Source organism: Umezawaea sp. (assembly GCF_057122925.1).
In genome coordinates this window covers 1-15630 of record NZ_DBNGPQ010000100.1, presented here as the reverse complement: position 1 = coordinate 15630, position 15630 = coordinate 1, and the positions used below count along the sequence as shown (strand labels likewise).

15 protein-coding genes are annotated in these 15630 nt (G+C 71.0%); 8 read left to right on the top strand and 7 right to left on the bottom strand.

The annotated features are described in order from the left end of the window. Positions 1 to 8 precede the first annotated feature (8 nt). Positions 9 to 413: a DUF5318 domain-containing protein gene (locus tag AC156L_RS23030; RefSeq protein ID WP_330876054.1), complete on the bottom strand. Its 405-nt coding sequence runs from the start codon at positions 411 to 413 to the stop codon at positions 9 to 11. A 164-nt stretch (positions 414 to 577) separates the two neighbouring features. Here AC156L_RS23030 and AC156L_RS23025 point away from each other — a divergent pair, with 164 nt between their 5' ends. From AC156L_RS23025 to AC156L_RS23015, 3 genes are all read left to right on the top strand, one after another. Next, complete coding sequence (locus tag AC156L_RS23025) at positions 578 to 1123, top strand: PadR family transcriptional regulator (RefSeq protein WP_330876053.1); 546 nt, start codon at positions 578 to 580, stop codon at positions 1121 to 1123. 50 nt (positions 1124 to 1173) lie between these two features. Beyond that, positions 1174 to 2265 carry an inositol-3-phosphate synthase gene (locus tag AC156L_RS23020; RefSeq protein ID WP_330876052.1) on the top strand — a complete coding sequence of 364 codons (1092 nt, stop codon included), beginning with the start codon at positions 1174 to 1176 and terminating at the stop codon, positions 2263 to 2265. A gap of 65 nt (positions 2266 to 2330) precedes the next feature. After that, entirely contained in the window at positions 2331 to 2738 is a 408-nt protein-coding gene (locus AC156L_RS23015; protein ID WP_330876051.1) for a hypothetical protein, read from the top strand. Here AC156L_RS23015 and AC156L_RS23010 read toward each other — a convergent pair. From AC156L_RS23010 to AC156L_RS22995, 4 genes are all read right to left on the bottom strand, one after another. Continuing rightward, positions 2735 to 3472 (bottom strand): SDR family NAD(P)-dependent oxidoreductase, encoded by a 738-nt coding sequence (locus tag AC156L_RS23010; protein ID WP_330876050.1) that lies wholly within the window; start codon positions 3470 to 3472, stop codon positions 2735 to 2737. The genes AC156L_RS23015 and AC156L_RS23010 overlap by 4 nt on opposite strands. 10 nt (positions 3473 to 3482) lie before the next feature. Continuing rightward, positions 3483 to 4244 (bottom strand): hypothetical protein, encoded by a 762-nt coding sequence (locus AC156L_RS23005; RefSeq protein ID WP_330876049.1) that lies wholly within the window; start codon positions 4242 to 4244, stop codon positions 3483 to 3485. A gap of 2 nt (positions 4245 to 4246) precedes the next feature. Beyond that, on the bottom strand, positions 4247 to 5137 hold the full coding sequence (locus AC156L_RS23000) for a DNA-processing protein DprA (protein WP_330876048.1): 891 nt from the start codon (positions 5135 to 5137) through the stop codon (positions 4247 to 4249). Positions 5138 to 5235: 98 nt separating this feature from the next. After that, the gene (locus tag AC156L_RS22995) at positions 5236 to 5871 is read right to left on the bottom strand and encodes an HAD family hydrolase (protein WP_330876047.1); all 636 of its coding nucleotides are present in this window, start codon (positions 5869 to 5871) and stop codon (positions 5236 to 5238) included. 68 nt (positions 5872 to 5939) lie between these two features. Between AC156L_RS22995 and AC156L_RS22990 the strand changes: the two genes are divergently transcribed. The 4 genes from AC156L_RS22990 (at position 5940) to AC156L_RS22975 (ending at position 12055) form a co-directional block, all read left to right on the top strand. Beyond that, a complete protein-coding gene (locus AC156L_RS22990; protein WP_330876046.1) occupies positions 5940 to 7157 on the top strand; it encodes an MFS transporter in 1218 nt (405 codons plus the stop codon). Positions 7158 to 7219: 62 nt separating this feature from the next. Then, positions 7220 to 9289, top strand: a complete 2070-nt coding sequence (locus AC156L_RS22985; RefSeq protein WP_330876045.1) for a PhoX family protein — start codon at positions 7220 to 7222, stop codon at positions 9287 to 9289. A gap of 109 nt (positions 9290 to 9398) precedes the next feature. Continuing rightward, a complete protein-coding gene (locus AC156L_RS22980; protein ID WP_330876044.1) occupies positions 9399 to 11486 on the top strand; it encodes a PhoX family protein in 2088 nt (695 codons plus the stop codon). 143 nt (positions 11487 to 11629) lie between these two features. After that, entirely contained in the window at positions 11630 to 12055 is a 426-nt protein-coding gene (locus AC156L_RS22975) for a DUF3455 domain-containing protein (RefSeq protein WP_330876043.1), read from the top strand. Here the strand turns inward: AC156L_RS22975 and AC156L_RS22970 are convergent. Then, positions 12040 to 13356 carry an MFS transporter gene (locus tag AC156L_RS22970; protein ID WP_330876042.1) on the bottom strand — a complete coding sequence of 439 codons (1317 nt, stop codon included), beginning with the start codon at positions 13354 to 13356 and terminating at the stop codon, positions 12040 to 12042. The two genes, AC156L_RS22975 and AC156L_RS22970, sit on opposite strands and share 16 nt — an antisense overlap. A gap of 23 nt (positions 13357 to 13379) precedes the next feature. On the opposite strand from AC156L_RS22970, the gene AC156L_RS22965 reads away from it, so the two are divergent. Continuing rightward, positions 13380 to 14066, top strand: a complete 687-nt coding sequence (locus AC156L_RS22965) for an SDR family oxidoreductase (protein ID WP_330876041.1) — start codon at positions 13380 to 13382, stop codon at positions 14064 to 14066. Between the two features lie 183 nt (positions 14067 to 14249). On the opposite strand, the gene AC156L_RS22960 is transcribed toward AC156L_RS22965, so the two are convergent. Then, positions 14250 to 15557: an amidohydrolase family protein gene (locus AC156L_RS22960; protein WP_330876040.1), complete on the bottom strand. Its 1308-nt coding sequence runs from the start codon at positions 15555 to 15557 to the stop codon at positions 14250 to 14252. Between the last annotated feature and the right edge of the window lie 73 nt (positions 15558 to 15630).

The window sequence follows — 15630 nt, the reverse complement described above, 5'->3', positions numbered from 1 at the left end:
GAGCGGGTTCACTCCGCCGCGGTCCTCCGGCGTGGCTTCTGAGTTTTCAGACCACGCGTCCCCAGGACGTATGACTGCACCAGGTGGTTCCAACTACATGTGCGGCAGACTTCCACGACGTACACGGTGAATTCCTCGTAGAGGTTCGACATCCGTCCGAGCTCGTCCGCGGTCCTCGCGGAACCGGCGGCGTGCTTGAGCTCTTCGCCGTAGACCCAGGACACCAGAGTCAGCGGTTCCTTGCGGCACACCGGGCACGTGACGTCGCTCGGCTGACCGTGGAACTTCGCAGCTCGGAGTAGGTATGGACTCGCATCGCAGACCTCCATGGTACCCACCCGGCCCGAGTGCACGTCGGCGAGCAGCGCACGGCGCTGCAACGCGTAGTCCACGACCTGTCGTTGGGTCACCACGCGACAAGAGTACGTGGCGACCGCCCGCCACCGGTGGTCCGTTCAGGGCAGCGTCGGTGAATCCGATATCACGGTGTGCCACAGCACACACTCAACAGGAGGCGCAGATGTATCGGGCCGATATACTGAGTTCACCCATCGGGGCTCAGGTAGGGAGGTGACTCGTGCTGGACTTCGCCATCCTCGGCCTGCTGCACGAGGCACCCATGCACGGCTACGAACTCCGGAAGCGCCTGCACGAACTGCTGGGGGCCTTCCGGGCGTTCTCCTACGGCACGCTGTACCCGACGTTGGGGCGTCTGCAACGCGCCCACCTCATCGTCGAAGAGGCGCCGGAGGAAGACGTGCGGGCCTGGGGCCGACGGGCCAAGAAGGTCTACCGGATCACCGCTGAGGGCAAGGAGCGGTTCGCCGAGCTCTTGGTCGACGCGGGACCGCAGACGTGGGACGACGACTCGTTCGGTGTCCACCTGGCCTTCTTCTCCCGCACGCCCGCCGAGATCAGGATGCGGATCCTGGAGGGCAGGCGCAGGCGGGTGGAGGAGCGCCGGGAGGGCTTGCGCACCACGTTGGGCAGCGCGAGCGACCGGATCGACCGCTACACCCGCGAGCTGCACCGCATGGGGCTGGACACGACCGAGCGCGAGGTGCGGTGGCTCAACGAGCTCATCGCCCACGAGCAGGCCGAACAGCGGAAGACCGAAGAGTGACCGCCGCCATCAGGGGCACAACCACAGCAGAACCAAAAGGAGGACTCGGCATGGGCGCACAACGCCGCACTGTTCGGGTGGCCATCGTCGGGGTTGGCAACTGCGCGGCTTCGTTGGTGCAGGGGGTCCAGTACTACCGGGACGCCGACCCGTCCGCCAAGGTGCCAGGGCTGATGCACGTCCAGTTCGGCGACTACCACGTGCGCGACATCGAGTTCGTGGCCGCGTTCGACGTGGACGCCAAGAAGGTCGGCAGCGACCTGTCCGAGGCGATCGGCGCGAGCGAGAACAACACGATCAAGATCGCCGACGTCCCGCCGCTCGGTGTACCCGTGCTGCGCGGCCACACCTACGACGGTCTCGGCCGGTTCTACCGCGAGACCATCGAGGAGTCCGACGAGGCGCCGGTCGACGTCGTCCAGGTGCTGCGCGACACCGAGGCGGACGTGCTGGTCGCGTACCTGCCCGTGGGTTCCGAGGACGCGGACCGCTTCTACGCGCAGTGCGCGATCGACGCCGGTGTGGCGTTCGTCAACGCGCTGCCCGTGTTCATCGCCTCCGACCCGGTGTGGGCCGAGAAGTTCCGCGCCGCGGGCGTGCCGATCGTCGGCGACGACATCAAGTCCCAGGTCGGCGCCACCATCACGCACCGCGTGCTGGCGAAGCTCTTCGAGGACCGCGGTGTCCAGCTGGACCGCACCATGCAGCTCAACGTGGGCGGCAACATGGACTTCCTCAACATGAAGGAACTGGAGCGCCTGGAGTCCAAGAAGGTCTCCAAGACGCAGGCCGTCACGTCCCAGGTGGACCGCGACCTCGGCAAGCGCAACGTCCACATCGGTCCGTCGGACTACGTGGCGTGGCTCGACGACCGCAAGTGGGCCTACGTCCGGCTCGAGGGGCGCGCCTTCGGCGACGTGCCGCTGAACCTGGAGTACAAGCTGGAGGTGTGGGACTCGCCGAACTCGGCGGGCATCATCATCGACGCCGTGCGCGCCGCGAAGATCGCTCTGGACCGGGGCATCGGCGGCCCGATCCTGTCGGCGTCCTCGTACTTCATGAAGTCGCCGCCGGAGCAGTACTCGGACTCCGAGGCGCACCTCGCCGTGGAGGCGTTCATCCGCGGCGACGCCGAGCGCTAGTCGCACGTCTTCCGTACACCCCCTGCGCCGCGGGTCGTTAACCTGCGGCGCAGGGGGTTCTTCTCATGCTGAAGCCAATGCTGGTGGCCGTGTTCCTGACCGGCCTGTTCACGCCGACCGCCACCGCCGCCGCCGCGCCGACGTGCCTGGAGCCGCCGACGTCGGACAAGAACGAGCTGTGCGTCGAGGTGCTGTCGTTGACCGACAAGGACTTCTACGCCAGCGGCCGGTTCCTCTCGGCCACCCCGACCGCGACCGCGTGGCTCACGGTGTCCGTGCAGCAGCGCCGGGACCAGTGGCCGGAGCCGATCACGATGGCCGAGAAGACCACGTCCGGCACCGGCGAGCTGACCGCGGTCAGCGGGACGGGCCGGATCGGCCCGGACACGCGGGCCGTGCGCGCGTGCGCCGCCGGGTGGACGCTCGTGAGCGCGCGCCGGTACGAGGTGTGCACGCCCTGGCAGGGCGTCTAGCGCTTCGACAGCCGCAGCGACTGCCACGACCCGTCGGCCGTCCAGCCGCCGTCGACCGGCAGTGCCACGCCGTTGATGAAACCGCTGCGGGTGGGGTCGGCGAGGAACGCGACGGCCTGGGCGATGTCGTCCGGCACCGCGAACCGGCCCGCGGGGACGTGGTCGGTGATGTCCTGGTCGACGTAGTGGCCACCGGCCTGGGACTCGACGTCCATCTCCGTCTTGACCCAGCCGGGGCACACCGCGTTGACCCGCACCCCCCTGCCGCCCCACTCCACGGCGAGGGTCCTGGTCATGCCGATCAGACCGTGCTTGCTGGTGTTGTAGGCGGCGCGGTCGGCCACGCCGCTCAGCCCCGCGACCGAGGCGATGTTGACGATGGACCCCTCGTTCCGGGCGAGCATCATCCGGCCGAACGCCTGGCTGAGCAGGAACGGGCCGGTGAGGTTGACCTCCATGATCCGCTGCCACACCTCCGGGGACGTGTCCTCGAAGGGGGTGATGCCCGCGATGCCCGCGTTGTTGACCAGCACGTCGACCCGGCCGTGGCGGTCCCGCACGTGCTCCACCAGCCGCGTCACGTCGGCGGCCGACGCCACGTCGCCCGCCACCCCGCCGTCGGTCTCCTGGAGGTCGAACCCGACCACCGCGTACCCCTCGGCCCCGAGCACCTCGGCGATCCGCCGCCCCATGCCCTGTGCCGCACCGGTCACCACCGCAACTCGATCAGTCATGGTGGGGAGGTTAGGCGTTGGGCCACCCCGAGGGTTCCTGGCACAGGCAGCAGGTCTCCCAGTCGAACCGGCGCGCGCCCGCCCTCGCCAGGTAGCGCGCGGAGAGCTCCGGCTGGAACTCCACGTCGAACCGCCTGCCGAGCACGAGGGTGGCCACCGTGCTCGCGCCCGCCAGCCTCAGCGCGGCGGCTGCCGACTGGGCGCTGGCGCCCGTGGTCCAGGTGTCGTCCACGAGGAGGACGCGCCGTCCCGACAGGGGCTCCGAGCAGGTGAACCGGTCTACCGCGAACGTTCGACCGGCCGCGGTCCTCGAACCGGGTTCGAGCAGGGCGCGGTACCGCTCCCTGGTGGTGCTCATGGTCCTGCCGACGATGGTGGCCAGCGGGTGGGGAGCACGTCCCCTCGCGCTGGGGACCGTGGTGACGATGTCGAACCGCCCCGCTCCCGCCAGACAGGTCTCGTGCGTCGCGGTGAACCGCTCGGCGACCGCGGCCAATCCGAGGCCGAGCCTCCTCCGCACGTCGTGGCGCCGGGAGTTCTTGTACTGGCCCAGTTCGTCGGCGAACTGCTTCCCGCTGACGGCGAGCGCTATCGGCACGACCACGTCGGCGAGCAGGTGGGGCGCCGCGGCCACGTGCTCGCGGCAGCGGTCGCAGTGCGTCCCGGACGCCACGTCGCGCCAGCACGTGGCGCACACGCCGGGTCCGGCGCTCGGTGGTCGCAGCAGGAAGTTCTCGTACGGCTCGGACAGCCGCGTGACCGTGTTCACCACTGTCAGAACTGCACCAGTTCGGACACGTCGGCCGTGAGCTCGGCGACCGCCTCCACCAGGTGGTCCGGACCGGTCAGGACCGTGGTGTTCGGGCGCGTGGCCATGTCGCGACCCCACGTCGTCCCGGTCGCGACCTCCGGCATCAGGAACAGGTGCCTGCCGTGCTCGAGGGCCAGCCGGGCCTGGATCCGGGTTCCGCTGTGCTCCCCGGCCTCGACGACCACCGTGGCGACACCGCACCCGCTCATCACCGCGTTGCGCATCGGGAAGTTGCGCTTCGCGGGTCCGACGTCGGGCAGGAACTGCGAGATCACCGCCCCTGTTCGTTCCACCCCGGTCTGAAGTTCGACGTTCGAGGCCGGGTAGCAGTGGCGCAACCCCGTGCCCACGACCGCCACGGTCCGCCCGCCCGCGTCGAGCACCGCACGGTGCGCAGCCGTGTCGACACCGGCCGCCAGGCCGCTGAGCACGGTGATGTCCTGTTTGGTCAGGAGGGTGGCGACCTCCCTGGTGATGGCGAGCCCGCGGGAGGTCGCCGCGCGGCTGCCCACCACGGCCACCGCGTGCTGGTCGATCGGATCCAACTGTCCCCGGTAGGTGAGCAGCGGCGGCCGCTGGTGCACCATCAGCAACTGCAACGGGTAGTCGTCGTCCAGCACGGTGGTCAGCCGGATGCCTTCCGCCTGCCAGCCCTCGATCTCCTGCTCCGCCGCGTCGAGCGCCGCGGTCGGATCCCACTCGGCCTGGTCCAGGGCCGGTTGATCCGGTGTCAGCAGGTTCTCCAGCACGGACAAGGCCGACCCGGCCTCTTCGACGACCCTGGTGACGTCGGCCCACGGCCTGCCGCTCGCGCGGAGCGCCAGCAGCAGGGCTGCGTGTTCACGTCGGTCCACCACTGCGGCATCCTATCGAACGCGCGTTCGAAATTCGCGTCTGCTGGTCGTTGGGGCTGGTCAGGTCACCCGCGTGTTGGTTCCACGTGGAACAACGGTCAGCGGAGCGCGTCCGGCAGGGCCGTGATGGAGTCGACCACCGTCACGGTCGCCAGCACCGCCGGGTCCGGTGGGAAGTGCGGGTTGGGGATGGCGTAGACGGTCATGCCCGCGGCGAGGGCGGCGCGCAGGCCGTTCGTGGAGTCCTCCACGGCGGCGCACGTCGTCGCGTCCACGCCCAGCTCGCGGGCGGCGGCCAGGTAGACGTCGGGGGCCGGTTTGCCCGCGCCGGTCTGCTCGCTGGACAGTGCGACGGGCACCAGGCTGGACAGGCCGGTCGCTTCGAGGAACGCCCTGATCAGGACGGGTGGGGACGAGCTGGCGATGGCCACGGGGCAGCGGGCCGCGACGGCGCGCACGGCGTCGACCGCGCCCTCGATGACCGGTGGGCCCTGGGCGTAGCGGGCGGCCATCTCGTCGACGACGCCCTCGGCGGTGGCCTCCGGTGAGAGCCGCACGCCCACCTCGTCCACCAGGTAGGAGGCCCACTCGGGGGTGCTCATGCCCTGCATGGCCCGTGTCGAGTCGGCCAGCCACGTCCCTCCGTGGGTGGCGGCGAACGCCTGTCGCACCTCGTCCCACATGCGTTCGGAGTCCACGAGTACGCCGTCGAGGTCGAAAACCACTGCTTCCACGGTCCAGACCGTACCTGTGAGCCAATGTACTTAGGTTAGCGAAGCGAAATAAGTTAGCATGGCTAAACGTGAGCGAACACCCGAAACTCCTCGATGCGGTCAAGGGCCAGCCCCGCACGGTGTGGATCACCGCGTTCGCCGCGGTGATCGCCTTCATGGGCATCGGCCTGGTCGACCCGATCCTGCTGTCCATCGCAGAAGGCCTGCACGCCACGCCTTCCCAGGTGACCCTCCTCTTCTCGTCGTACCTGGGCGTGCAGGTGCTGGCGATGCTCTTCACCGGCACGATGGCCGCCCGCTTCGGCGCCAAGCGCACCGTCCTGACCGGCCTGGTGCTGATCGTCGTGGCCACGCTGGCGTGCGCGCTGGCCGGGTCGATCGGCCAGCTGGTCGGCCTGCGGGCGGTCTGGGGGCTCGGCAACGCGTTCTTCATCGCGACCGCGCTCTCGGTGATCGTCGGCGCCGCCTCGGGCGGGCAGAAGGGCGCGATCCTGCTGTACGAGGCCGCGCTCGGCATCGGCCTGTCGGTCGGACCGCTGCTCGGCGCGCTGCTGGGCGGCATCTCGTGGCGCGGCCCGTTCTTCGGCACGGCCGCGCTGATGGCCGTCGCCCTGGTGCTGTGCGCGACGATGCTGCCGTCCGACGCCGCCGAGCAGCGCGCGGGGGTCGGCCTGCTCGACCCGCTGCGGGCGCTGCGGCACGGTGGCCTGTTCCGCACGTCGGCCGGTGCCGCGCTGTACACCGCCGCGTTCTTCACGGTCCTGGCCTGGTCGCCGTTCGTGCTGCGCTGGGGCGCCGTCCAGATCGGACTCGTGTTCTTCGGCTGGGGCCTCTGCGTCGCCGTCGCGGGTGTCGTGCTGGCCCCGCGCCTGGCGGCCCGGTTCGGCGAGCGCCGCGCGACGGTGCTGGCGGTGATCGGCTTCGCCGCGCTGATGCTCGTGATGAGCGTGGACGACAAGACCGTGCTGGTCGTCGCCGTGATCCTCAGCGGTGTCGTGTCCGGCCTGCTCAACACCCTGTTCACCGGCACCGCGATGAGCATCAGCCCTGCTCCGCGCCCGGTCGCGAGCGCGGGCTACAACTTCCTGCGCTGGCTCGGCGGTGCCGCCGCCGCGACGCTCGTCGGCCACGTCGCAGAGTGGTTCGGCTCGCCGCACGCGCCGTTCGTCGCCGCCGCCGTGCTGTGCGCGGTCGCCGCCGGACTCCTGTCGATCGGTGGGCCGCGGCCGGACGTCCACGTGCTGCCCGCCGAAGCCGTTCTCGTCGGGGACGAAGCAGTCGGTTAACAAAAGGTGAACGACGACTTACGGTCAGTGGGTTCTCAGGACTGATCGTAGGAGGCGTTCGAGTGCGACACCTACCCCTGCTGTCCAACCACGCGAGCAACCGCGCCGCGTTGACGTGCGAATACCGGTGCGGCGACGCGTGCTTCCACGACGTGCCGAACACGTCCGGCAACAGCTACCTCGGCGACGTGGTCCAGCAGCTCATCTCCAGGCGGACCGCGATCAGGGCGGGCGCGGTCGTCGCGTTCGGCGTCGGGACGGGCCTGCCGGCCGTCGCCGCCGCCGACCCCGCCGACCCGTCCACCACCGACCAGGCCCAGGCCGCCCGCGGCGGCGGGAAGGCCCCGCGCGGCCTCGACTTCACGCCGGTCGCGCCGAACCAGCTCGACGCGGTGGTGGTGCCCGAGGGCTACCAGCAGCACGTCGTGATCCGGTGGGGCGACCCGCTGTTCCCCGGCGTGCCGGAGTTCGACTTCGACAACCAGACCGCGGCCCTCCAGGAGAAGCGGTTCGGCTTCAACTGCGACTTCGCCGCGCTGCTGCCGCAGGACCCGCTCGGGCTGGTCAACCTGCTGGTGACCAACCACGAGTACACGACCGAGCCGATGATGTTCCGCGGCTACAGCGCGGACGACCCGACCGAGGAGCAGGTCCGCATCGCGTGGGCGGCGCACGGCCTGTCCGTCGTGATGGTGAAGCGGACCCCGTTCTCCGGCAAGCTCACGCCGTCGTTCAGCCGGTACAACCGCCGGTTCACCATGACCACGCCGTTCGAGGTGCGCGGGCCGGCCGCGGGCAGCGACCTGCTCAAGACCTCGGTCGACCCGACGGGCAAGCGCGTGCTCGGCACGCTGAACAACTGCGCGGGCGGCGTGACCCCGTGGGGCACGATCCTGTCCGGCGAGGAGAACTTCAACCAGTACTTCGGCAACGCGGCCGGCCGCAACGACCCCAGGCTGACCCGCTACGGCGTCACCGGGACGGCCACCACGCGCAAGTGGGAGCGGTTCGACAAGCGGTTCGACCTGGCGCAGGAGCCCAACGAGGTCAACAGGTTCGGCTGGGTCGTCGAACTCGACCCGAACGACCCGGACTCCACACCGGTCAAGCACACCGCGCTCGGCCGCTTCAAGCACGAGTGCGCCAACATCCGCGTCGCCGACGACGGCCGGGTCGTCGCGTACTCCGGTGACGACGAGCGGTTCGAGTACATCTACAAGTTCATCTCCAACGGCAGGATGCGCAAGGGCGACAGCAGGGCCGCGCGGCGCCACAACATGACGCTGCTCGACGACGGCACGCTCTACGTCGGCCGCTTCACCGGCGACAGCCCGCCCGCCGAGATCGACGGCACCGGCACGCTCCCGTCCGACGGGAACTTCGACGGTTCCGGCGAGTGGATCCCCCTGGCCTCGGGGAACAGGTCGTTCGTCCCCGGCATGACCGCCGAGGAGGTCTACGTGTTCACCAGGCTCGCGGGCGACGAGGTCGGCGCGACGAAGATGGACCGGCCAGAGGACATCCAGGCGCACCCGAAGACCGGTGTCGTCTACTGCGCGCTGAGCAACAACGTCGACCGCGGCAAGCCCGACAGCAAGGAGGGCGCGACCGAGCCGAACCCGCGCGTGCTCAACAAGCACGGCCAGGTGCTGGAGCTGACCGAACGACGGGGCGACGCGCTCGCGCTGTCGTTCTCCTGGAACCTGTTCCTGGTGTGCGGCGACCCGGCCGCGCCGGACACCTACTTCGCGGGCTTCCCGAAGGACCAGGTGTCGCCGATCTCCAGCCCGGACAACGTCGCGTTCGACCCGCACGGCAACCTGTGGATCTCCAGCGACTCGGGCGCCGCCCTCAACGGCAACAACGACGGCCTGTTCGGCGTCCCGGTGTCGGGGCCGCATCGCGGTCACCTCAAGCAGTTCCTCACGGTGCCGCGCGGTGCGGAGACGTGCGGGCCGGTCATCACCGAGCGGGTGGTGACGGTGTGCGTGCAGCACCCCGGTGAGGTGGACGGGGCGACGGCGGACAACCCGGCGTCGCACTGGCCGGACGGCGGCACGAGCCAGCCGAGGCCGTCCGTGGTCGCGGTGTGGAAGCAGGGGCGGCGCCAGCCGGACGAGATCGGGTCCTGACGTGCCCTGATCGGCGGGTGTTCGTCCTGCGTTCACCTCGATGTCCGCTGGACATCCGCTTGTCCTCCTACGGTCGGCCGGTTCCCACCGATCCACCACGGAGGTCCGCGTGTCCGCACCCGCCGATCGGGCTCGTCGCCTGCTCCCCCTGCTGCTGCCCAACCACCCGCTGGGGCGGTCGGAGACGACCTGCCTCTACCGCTGCGCCAACGCCTGCGCGCACGACGCCCCGAACACCTCGGACAACACCTACTTCGGCGACGTCGTCCGCGAGGCCGTCAGCCGTCGCGGCGTGCTCAAGGCGGGTGCCGTCCTCGCGGTGGCGGGCGCCGGTGCGACCGCTCTCGGCACCGGCACCGCCGCTGCCGCAGCCCCGGACGTCACGATCGACGCCGACCTGGGCGGCGGCCGTCGCAAGGACGGCCTGAACTTCACCGCCGTCGCGCCGAACACCGAGGACCGGATCGTCACGCCCGAGGGCTACGAGTCCGCCGTCGTGATCCGCTGGGGCGACCCGGTCGTGCCGGGCGCGCCCGCGTTCGACTTCGACAACCAGACGCCCGAGGCGCAGGCCATGCAGTTCGGCTACAACAACGACTTCTGCGGCCTGGTCCCGCTCGACGGCTGGAACCGCTGGCTCATGGGCAGCAACCACGAGTACACGACGGAACCGTTCCTGCACAAGGGCTACGACCCCGAGAACCCCACCGAGGCGCAGGTCAGGATCGGGTGGGCCGGGCACGGCTTCTCCGTCGTCGTGGTCGAGCAGGACCACCGCAGCGGCAAGCTCGTGCCGAAGCTGGACCGCAAGTACAACCGCCGCATCACCGCCACCACGCCGTTCGCGGTCGATGGTCCGGCGGCGGGCAGCGAGTACCTGAGGACGTCGACCGACCCGACCGGCAAGCGCGTGCTCGGCACGTTCGGCAACTGCGCGGGCGGCGTGACGCCGTGGGGCACGATCCTGTCCGGCGAGGAGAACTTCAACGGCTACTTCGCCGGTGGCGCCGCGATCACCGACCCGGTCGCCAAGGCCCGCGCCAGCCGCTACGGCCTGCCCGGCGCGACGACCGAGCGCAAGTGGGAGCGGTTCGACAAGCGCTTCGACCTCGCGCAGGAGCCCAACGAGTTCAACCGGCACGGCTGGATCGTCGAGATCGACCCGCACGAGAAGGACTCCGCGCCGGTCAAGCACACCGCGCTCGGCCGGTTCAAGCACGAGGGCTGCACCATCCGGGTCGCGAAGGACGGCCGGGTCGTGGCGTACATGGGCGACGACGAGCGCTTCGACTACATCTACAAGTACGTGTCGAAGAACAGGATCGTGAAGGGCGACAGCCGCCGGGCCCGCGAGCAGAACAAGAAGCTGCTCTCCGACGGCACGCTGTACGTGGCGCGGTTCAGCGGCAACAGCCCGGCAGCCGAGATCGACGGCACCGGCAAGCTCCCCGCCGACGGCCACTTCGACGGCACCGGCGAGTGGCTCAAGCTGGTCAGCGGCGACCGGTCGTTCGTGGACGGCTTCACCGCCGAGGAGGTGTACGTCTTCACGCGGCTCGCCGCGGACAAGGTCGGCGCCACCAAGATGGACCGCCCCGAGGACATCGAGGCCAGCCCGCGCACCGGCAAGGTGTACGCGGCGCTGACCAACAACACCGACCGCGGCAAGCCGGGCAAGGAGGCGGGCACCGAGATCAACCCGAGGGTCGGCAACCGCAACGGTCACGTCCTGGAGTGGGAGGAGAACCGCGGCGACGCGACCGCGACCACGTTCCGCTGGACGCTCCTGCTGGTCTGCGGCGACCCCGCGACGGCCGACACCTACTTCGGCGGCTACGACAAGACGCAGGTCAGCCCCATCTCGTGCCCGGACAACGTGGCGTTCGACAGCAGCGGCAACCTGTGGATCTCCACCGACGGCAACGCGCTGGGCTCCAACGACGGCCTGTTCGCCGTGCCGGTCGAGGGGCGCTACCGCGGGCGGGTCAAGCAGTTCCTGACGGTGCCCAAGGGGGCGGAGACCTGCGGTCCGGTGATCAACGACCGGTTCATCCTCGTCTCGGTGCAGCACCCCGGTGAGATCACCGGCGCCAGCGCCGACAACCCGCTGTCGCACTGGCCGGACGGCGGCACCAGCCAGCCGCGCCCGTCCGTCGTGGTGGCGTGGAAGAAGGACAACGGCCGCATCTGCGGCTGAGTCCGTTCGAGACGGTGGCCGCGGACCCCTGCGCCCGCGGCCACACACCTCGGTTGAACCACGCCGAACGACCGCCCGTGTCACGGGTGGCTGCACCGCGGACAGCCGGTTCCCCCCCAACGGCCATCCCCCAGGAGTGCACGGTGAAGCGTGTCCAGCTCATCGGTCCGACCCTCGGAGCCCTCGCGCTGGCGGGCGTGACGTCGGCGTGCGGCGACGAGCGCGCCCCGTCCTCCTCCCCGGCTGCGGAGAAGCAGGACGTCAGGGTCGCCGACGAGGACGCCGAGCCCGTCGTGCCGCACTCGCGCGGCCCGGTGCGGGTGTCCACCGTGGACGGGAGTGCGGTCGAGGCCGCCGCGGTCGACGGCGCCGAGGTAGACCGGCCGGGCGCGATCCCGGAGCTGCTGCTCAAGGCCAAGGCCGTGCGCGGCGACGGCCTGCTCGGCGGCGCGACCTACGTGCAGCGGCTGAACACCGAGGGCGGCGTCGCCCCGGCAGGCACGTGCGAGCCCGACGCCCAGGTGTCCGTGCCCTACACCGCCCTCTGCACCTTCTACGAGTCGGCCTGATCCGCCGGTCGTCCCGCGGCTCGACCGAGCCGCAGGACGACCAGCGCGGCCGTCACCATGCAGACCCCGACCACCCACAGCCCGGCGCGCTGCGTGCCGGTCAGGTCGTGCAGCCAGCCCGTCACGTACGGGCCGACGAACCCGCTGACGTTGCCCAGCGAGTTGATCAGCGCGATCCCGCCCGCCGCGGCCGCGCCGGTCAGGAAGCTCGACGGCAGCGCCCAGAACGTCGGCAGCGCCGCGCACACCCCCACCGCGCACACGGTCACCGCGACCATCGCCGCGACCGGGTTGCCCAGGTGGAGCGCGATCGGGATCGCCACCCCGCCGACCAGCACCGGCAGCGCCACGTGCCACGTCCGCTCACCGGTCCGGTCGCCGTGCCGCGCCCACAGCACCATCACGACGGCGCCGATCGCGTACGGGATCGCGTTCACCAGCCCGCGTTCCACCACCGACATCGTCGTGCCGAACTGCTGCTCGAAGCCCGCGATGATCGTCGGCAGGAAGAACCCCAGCGTGTACAGGCCGTAGACGACGCCGAAGTACACGAACGCCAGCGCCAGGATCCGCGGGTGCGTCAGCGCCTTCCGCAACGGCCAGTGGTGCTCGGCCTCCGTGCGCTGCTGCTCCTCCAGCAGTTCACGGGCCAGCCACCGCCGCTCGTCGGCCGTCAGCCACTTCGCGTCCGACGGCCGGTCCGTCAGGTAGAACCACGTGACCACGGCCAGCACCAGCGCGGGCAGGCCCTCGACCAGGAACATCACCCGCCAGCCGGACAGCCCGAGCCACCCGTCGCCCGCCTCGATCAGCAGACCCGACGTGGTCGCGCCCAACGCCGACGAGATCGGCACGGCCGCCATGAACAGGGCGACCACCCGCGCCCGCTCCGACGCCGGGAACCAGTACGTCAGGTACAGGATGATGCCGGGGAAGAACCCCGCCTCGGCCACGCCGAGCAGGAACCGCAGCAGGATCAGCACGGACCCGTTCGGCACGAACGCCATCGCGGTCGCCAGCACGCCCCAGGTGACCATGATCCGCGCGATCCACCGCCGCGCCCCGAACCGGTGCAGTGCCAGGTTGCTCGGCACCTCCAGCAGCAGGTAGCCGACGAAGAAGATGCCCGACGCGAACCCGAAGGCGGTCGCCGTGAGCTGGAGCTCCTCACGCATCCCGTTCGGTCCGGCGAACCCGATGTTCACCCGGTCCAGGTAGTTCACGAAGTACAGCAGGCACAGGTACGGAACGAGTCGCAGCGCGACCTTCCGCACGACGCGGGAGCGCGGTTCGGTGTCCACCCACCTGACCCTAGGGTTCAGGGATGTCTCCTGTCGCTTTGATCACCGGCGCCTCACGCGGCATCGGCGCGGCCATCGCCCGCTCCCTGTCCGACACCCACGAACTCCTCCTGGGCGGACGTGACGCCGACGCCCTCGGGGCGTTGGCGGCCTCGCTCCCCAACGCCCGCCCGTGGCAGGTCGACATCACCGACCACGCCGCGCTGGCCGAGGCCGTCCCGTCCATCGGGCGCCTCGACGTGCTGGTGCACAGCGCGGGGGTCACCGAGCTGGGGCACGTCGTCGACTCCCCGCCGGACCTGTGGCGCCGCACGTTCGACCTCAACCTCTTCGCCGTGGCCGAGCTGACCAGGCTCCTGCTCCCCGCGCTGCGCGCCACCAGCGGCCAGGTGGTCCTGATCAACTCCGGCGCGGGCCTGCACGCCCACCCGAACTGGGGCGCCTACGCGGCCAGCAAGCACGCCCTCCGCGCCTTCGGCGACTCCCTGCGCGCGGAGGAGGAGCGCGAGCACGGCATCCGCGTCACGTCCGTCCACCCCGGCCGGGTCGACACCGACATGCAGCGCGACGTCCGCGCCCAGGAGGGCGGCGAGTACGAGCCGCGGTTCTACCTGGAGGCCGACTCCGTGGGCCGCGCGGTCGCCGCCGCCGTCCTCGCGGGCCCGGACGCGCACCTCACCGAGATCGTCGTCCGGCCGCGCGCGCACTGACGAGCGGAGGCCCTTCGACGCGCGTCGAAGGGCCTCCGACCTACCAGAGTGCGCCGTGCTGCCCGCGGCAGCGCGGGAACGCCGCTCTGGATCTTCATCACCGCTCGTGGCACCCCTTCGTCCGCCCTGCGACCGGTACCTGTCCGGCCGGGGCGCGGGTGTCGCACAGGAGTTGACGAAGGACTACGCCCGCAGCCGTGCCGACACCGCGCCGACCGCCGCCTGGGCCTCCGAGCGGTCCACCCGCGTGTTCTCGCCGCCCGCGACGACCTGCTCGCCCGCGACCCACACGTCCAGCACCCGCCGCGAACCGGACGCCCACACGAGGTTGGCCAGCAGTTGGTCGTCCGGGGCGTCCACGCCGGTGGCGAACGCCGGGTCGTCGACGTCGATGTGCACGACGTCGGCCCAGCGGCCCGCTTCGAGCACGCCGATGTCGTCGCGGCCGAGCGCCGCCGCGCCGCCGCGGGTGGCGAGGAGCAGGGCGTCGGCCGCGCGGACCACGGACGCGTCCATCGCCGAGACCCTGGCCAGCAGCGCCGCCAGGCGGGCTTCCTCGAACAGGTCGAGGTCGTCGTTGCTGGCCGGACCGTCGGTGCCGAGGCCGACGGCGACACCCGCGTCCAGGTACGCCCGCAGGGGCGCGATGCCGGAGGCGAGCTTGGTGTTCGAGCCGGGGCAGTGGGCCACGCCGACGCCGTTGGCCGCGTAGATGGCGATGTCCTCCGGCGAGAGGTGGACGGAGTGCGCGGACAGGACGCGGCCCCGCAGGACACCGGCCTGCTCCAGCAGCCGCGGCACGGAGCCGTGCGAGGCGCGCTGGGCCTCGTCCTCGTTCGGCGCCTCGGCGACGTGGATCTGCGTGAGCGCGCCGCGGGACCGGGCGGCGGCGGCGATCTCGCCCAGCGCCTCCGGGGACAGCATGTACGCGGAGTGGGGGCCGTAGCCGAGTTCGACGCGGTCACCGGGGCCGAAGCGGAGGCCGTCGGCGTCGATCCACTTGTCGACCGCGTCGGCCATCGGGCGCCACGGCATGCCGGGCAGGTCGAGGATGGCGAGGCCCACCACGGCCCTGGAACCCGCGGCCAGCACGGACTCGACCAGGTTCTCGCCGTGGAAGTACATCTCGGCGCTGGTGGTGACGCCGTTGCGCAGCATCTCGATCGCGCCGAGGAGCATCCCGGCGCCGCTGTCCCGCGGCGTCATCTTCGCTTCGGCGGGCCACATGGCCTCGCGCAGCCAGCGCAGCAGCGGCAGGTCGCCGCCGAGGCCGCGGAGCACGGTCATGGGGCTGTGGGCGTGGGTGTTGACCAGGCCGGGCATGAGGATGCCGGTCAGCTTCCGGACCTCGCCGTCGAAGGCGGGTGCGGTGGCGGCCGGACCGGTGTGCGTGATGCGGCCTTCGTCGGAGAGGTCGACCACCGCGTCCCGCAGGACGCTGCAGGTCGGATCGCAGGGCAGGACCACCGGGGCGTGCAGGCGCAAGGACATGGCACGAATCCTGCCCGATGTGGTTTGGCGACGCGCGGCACGGGTATCCGCGCACCACCGGACTTTTCTCCCA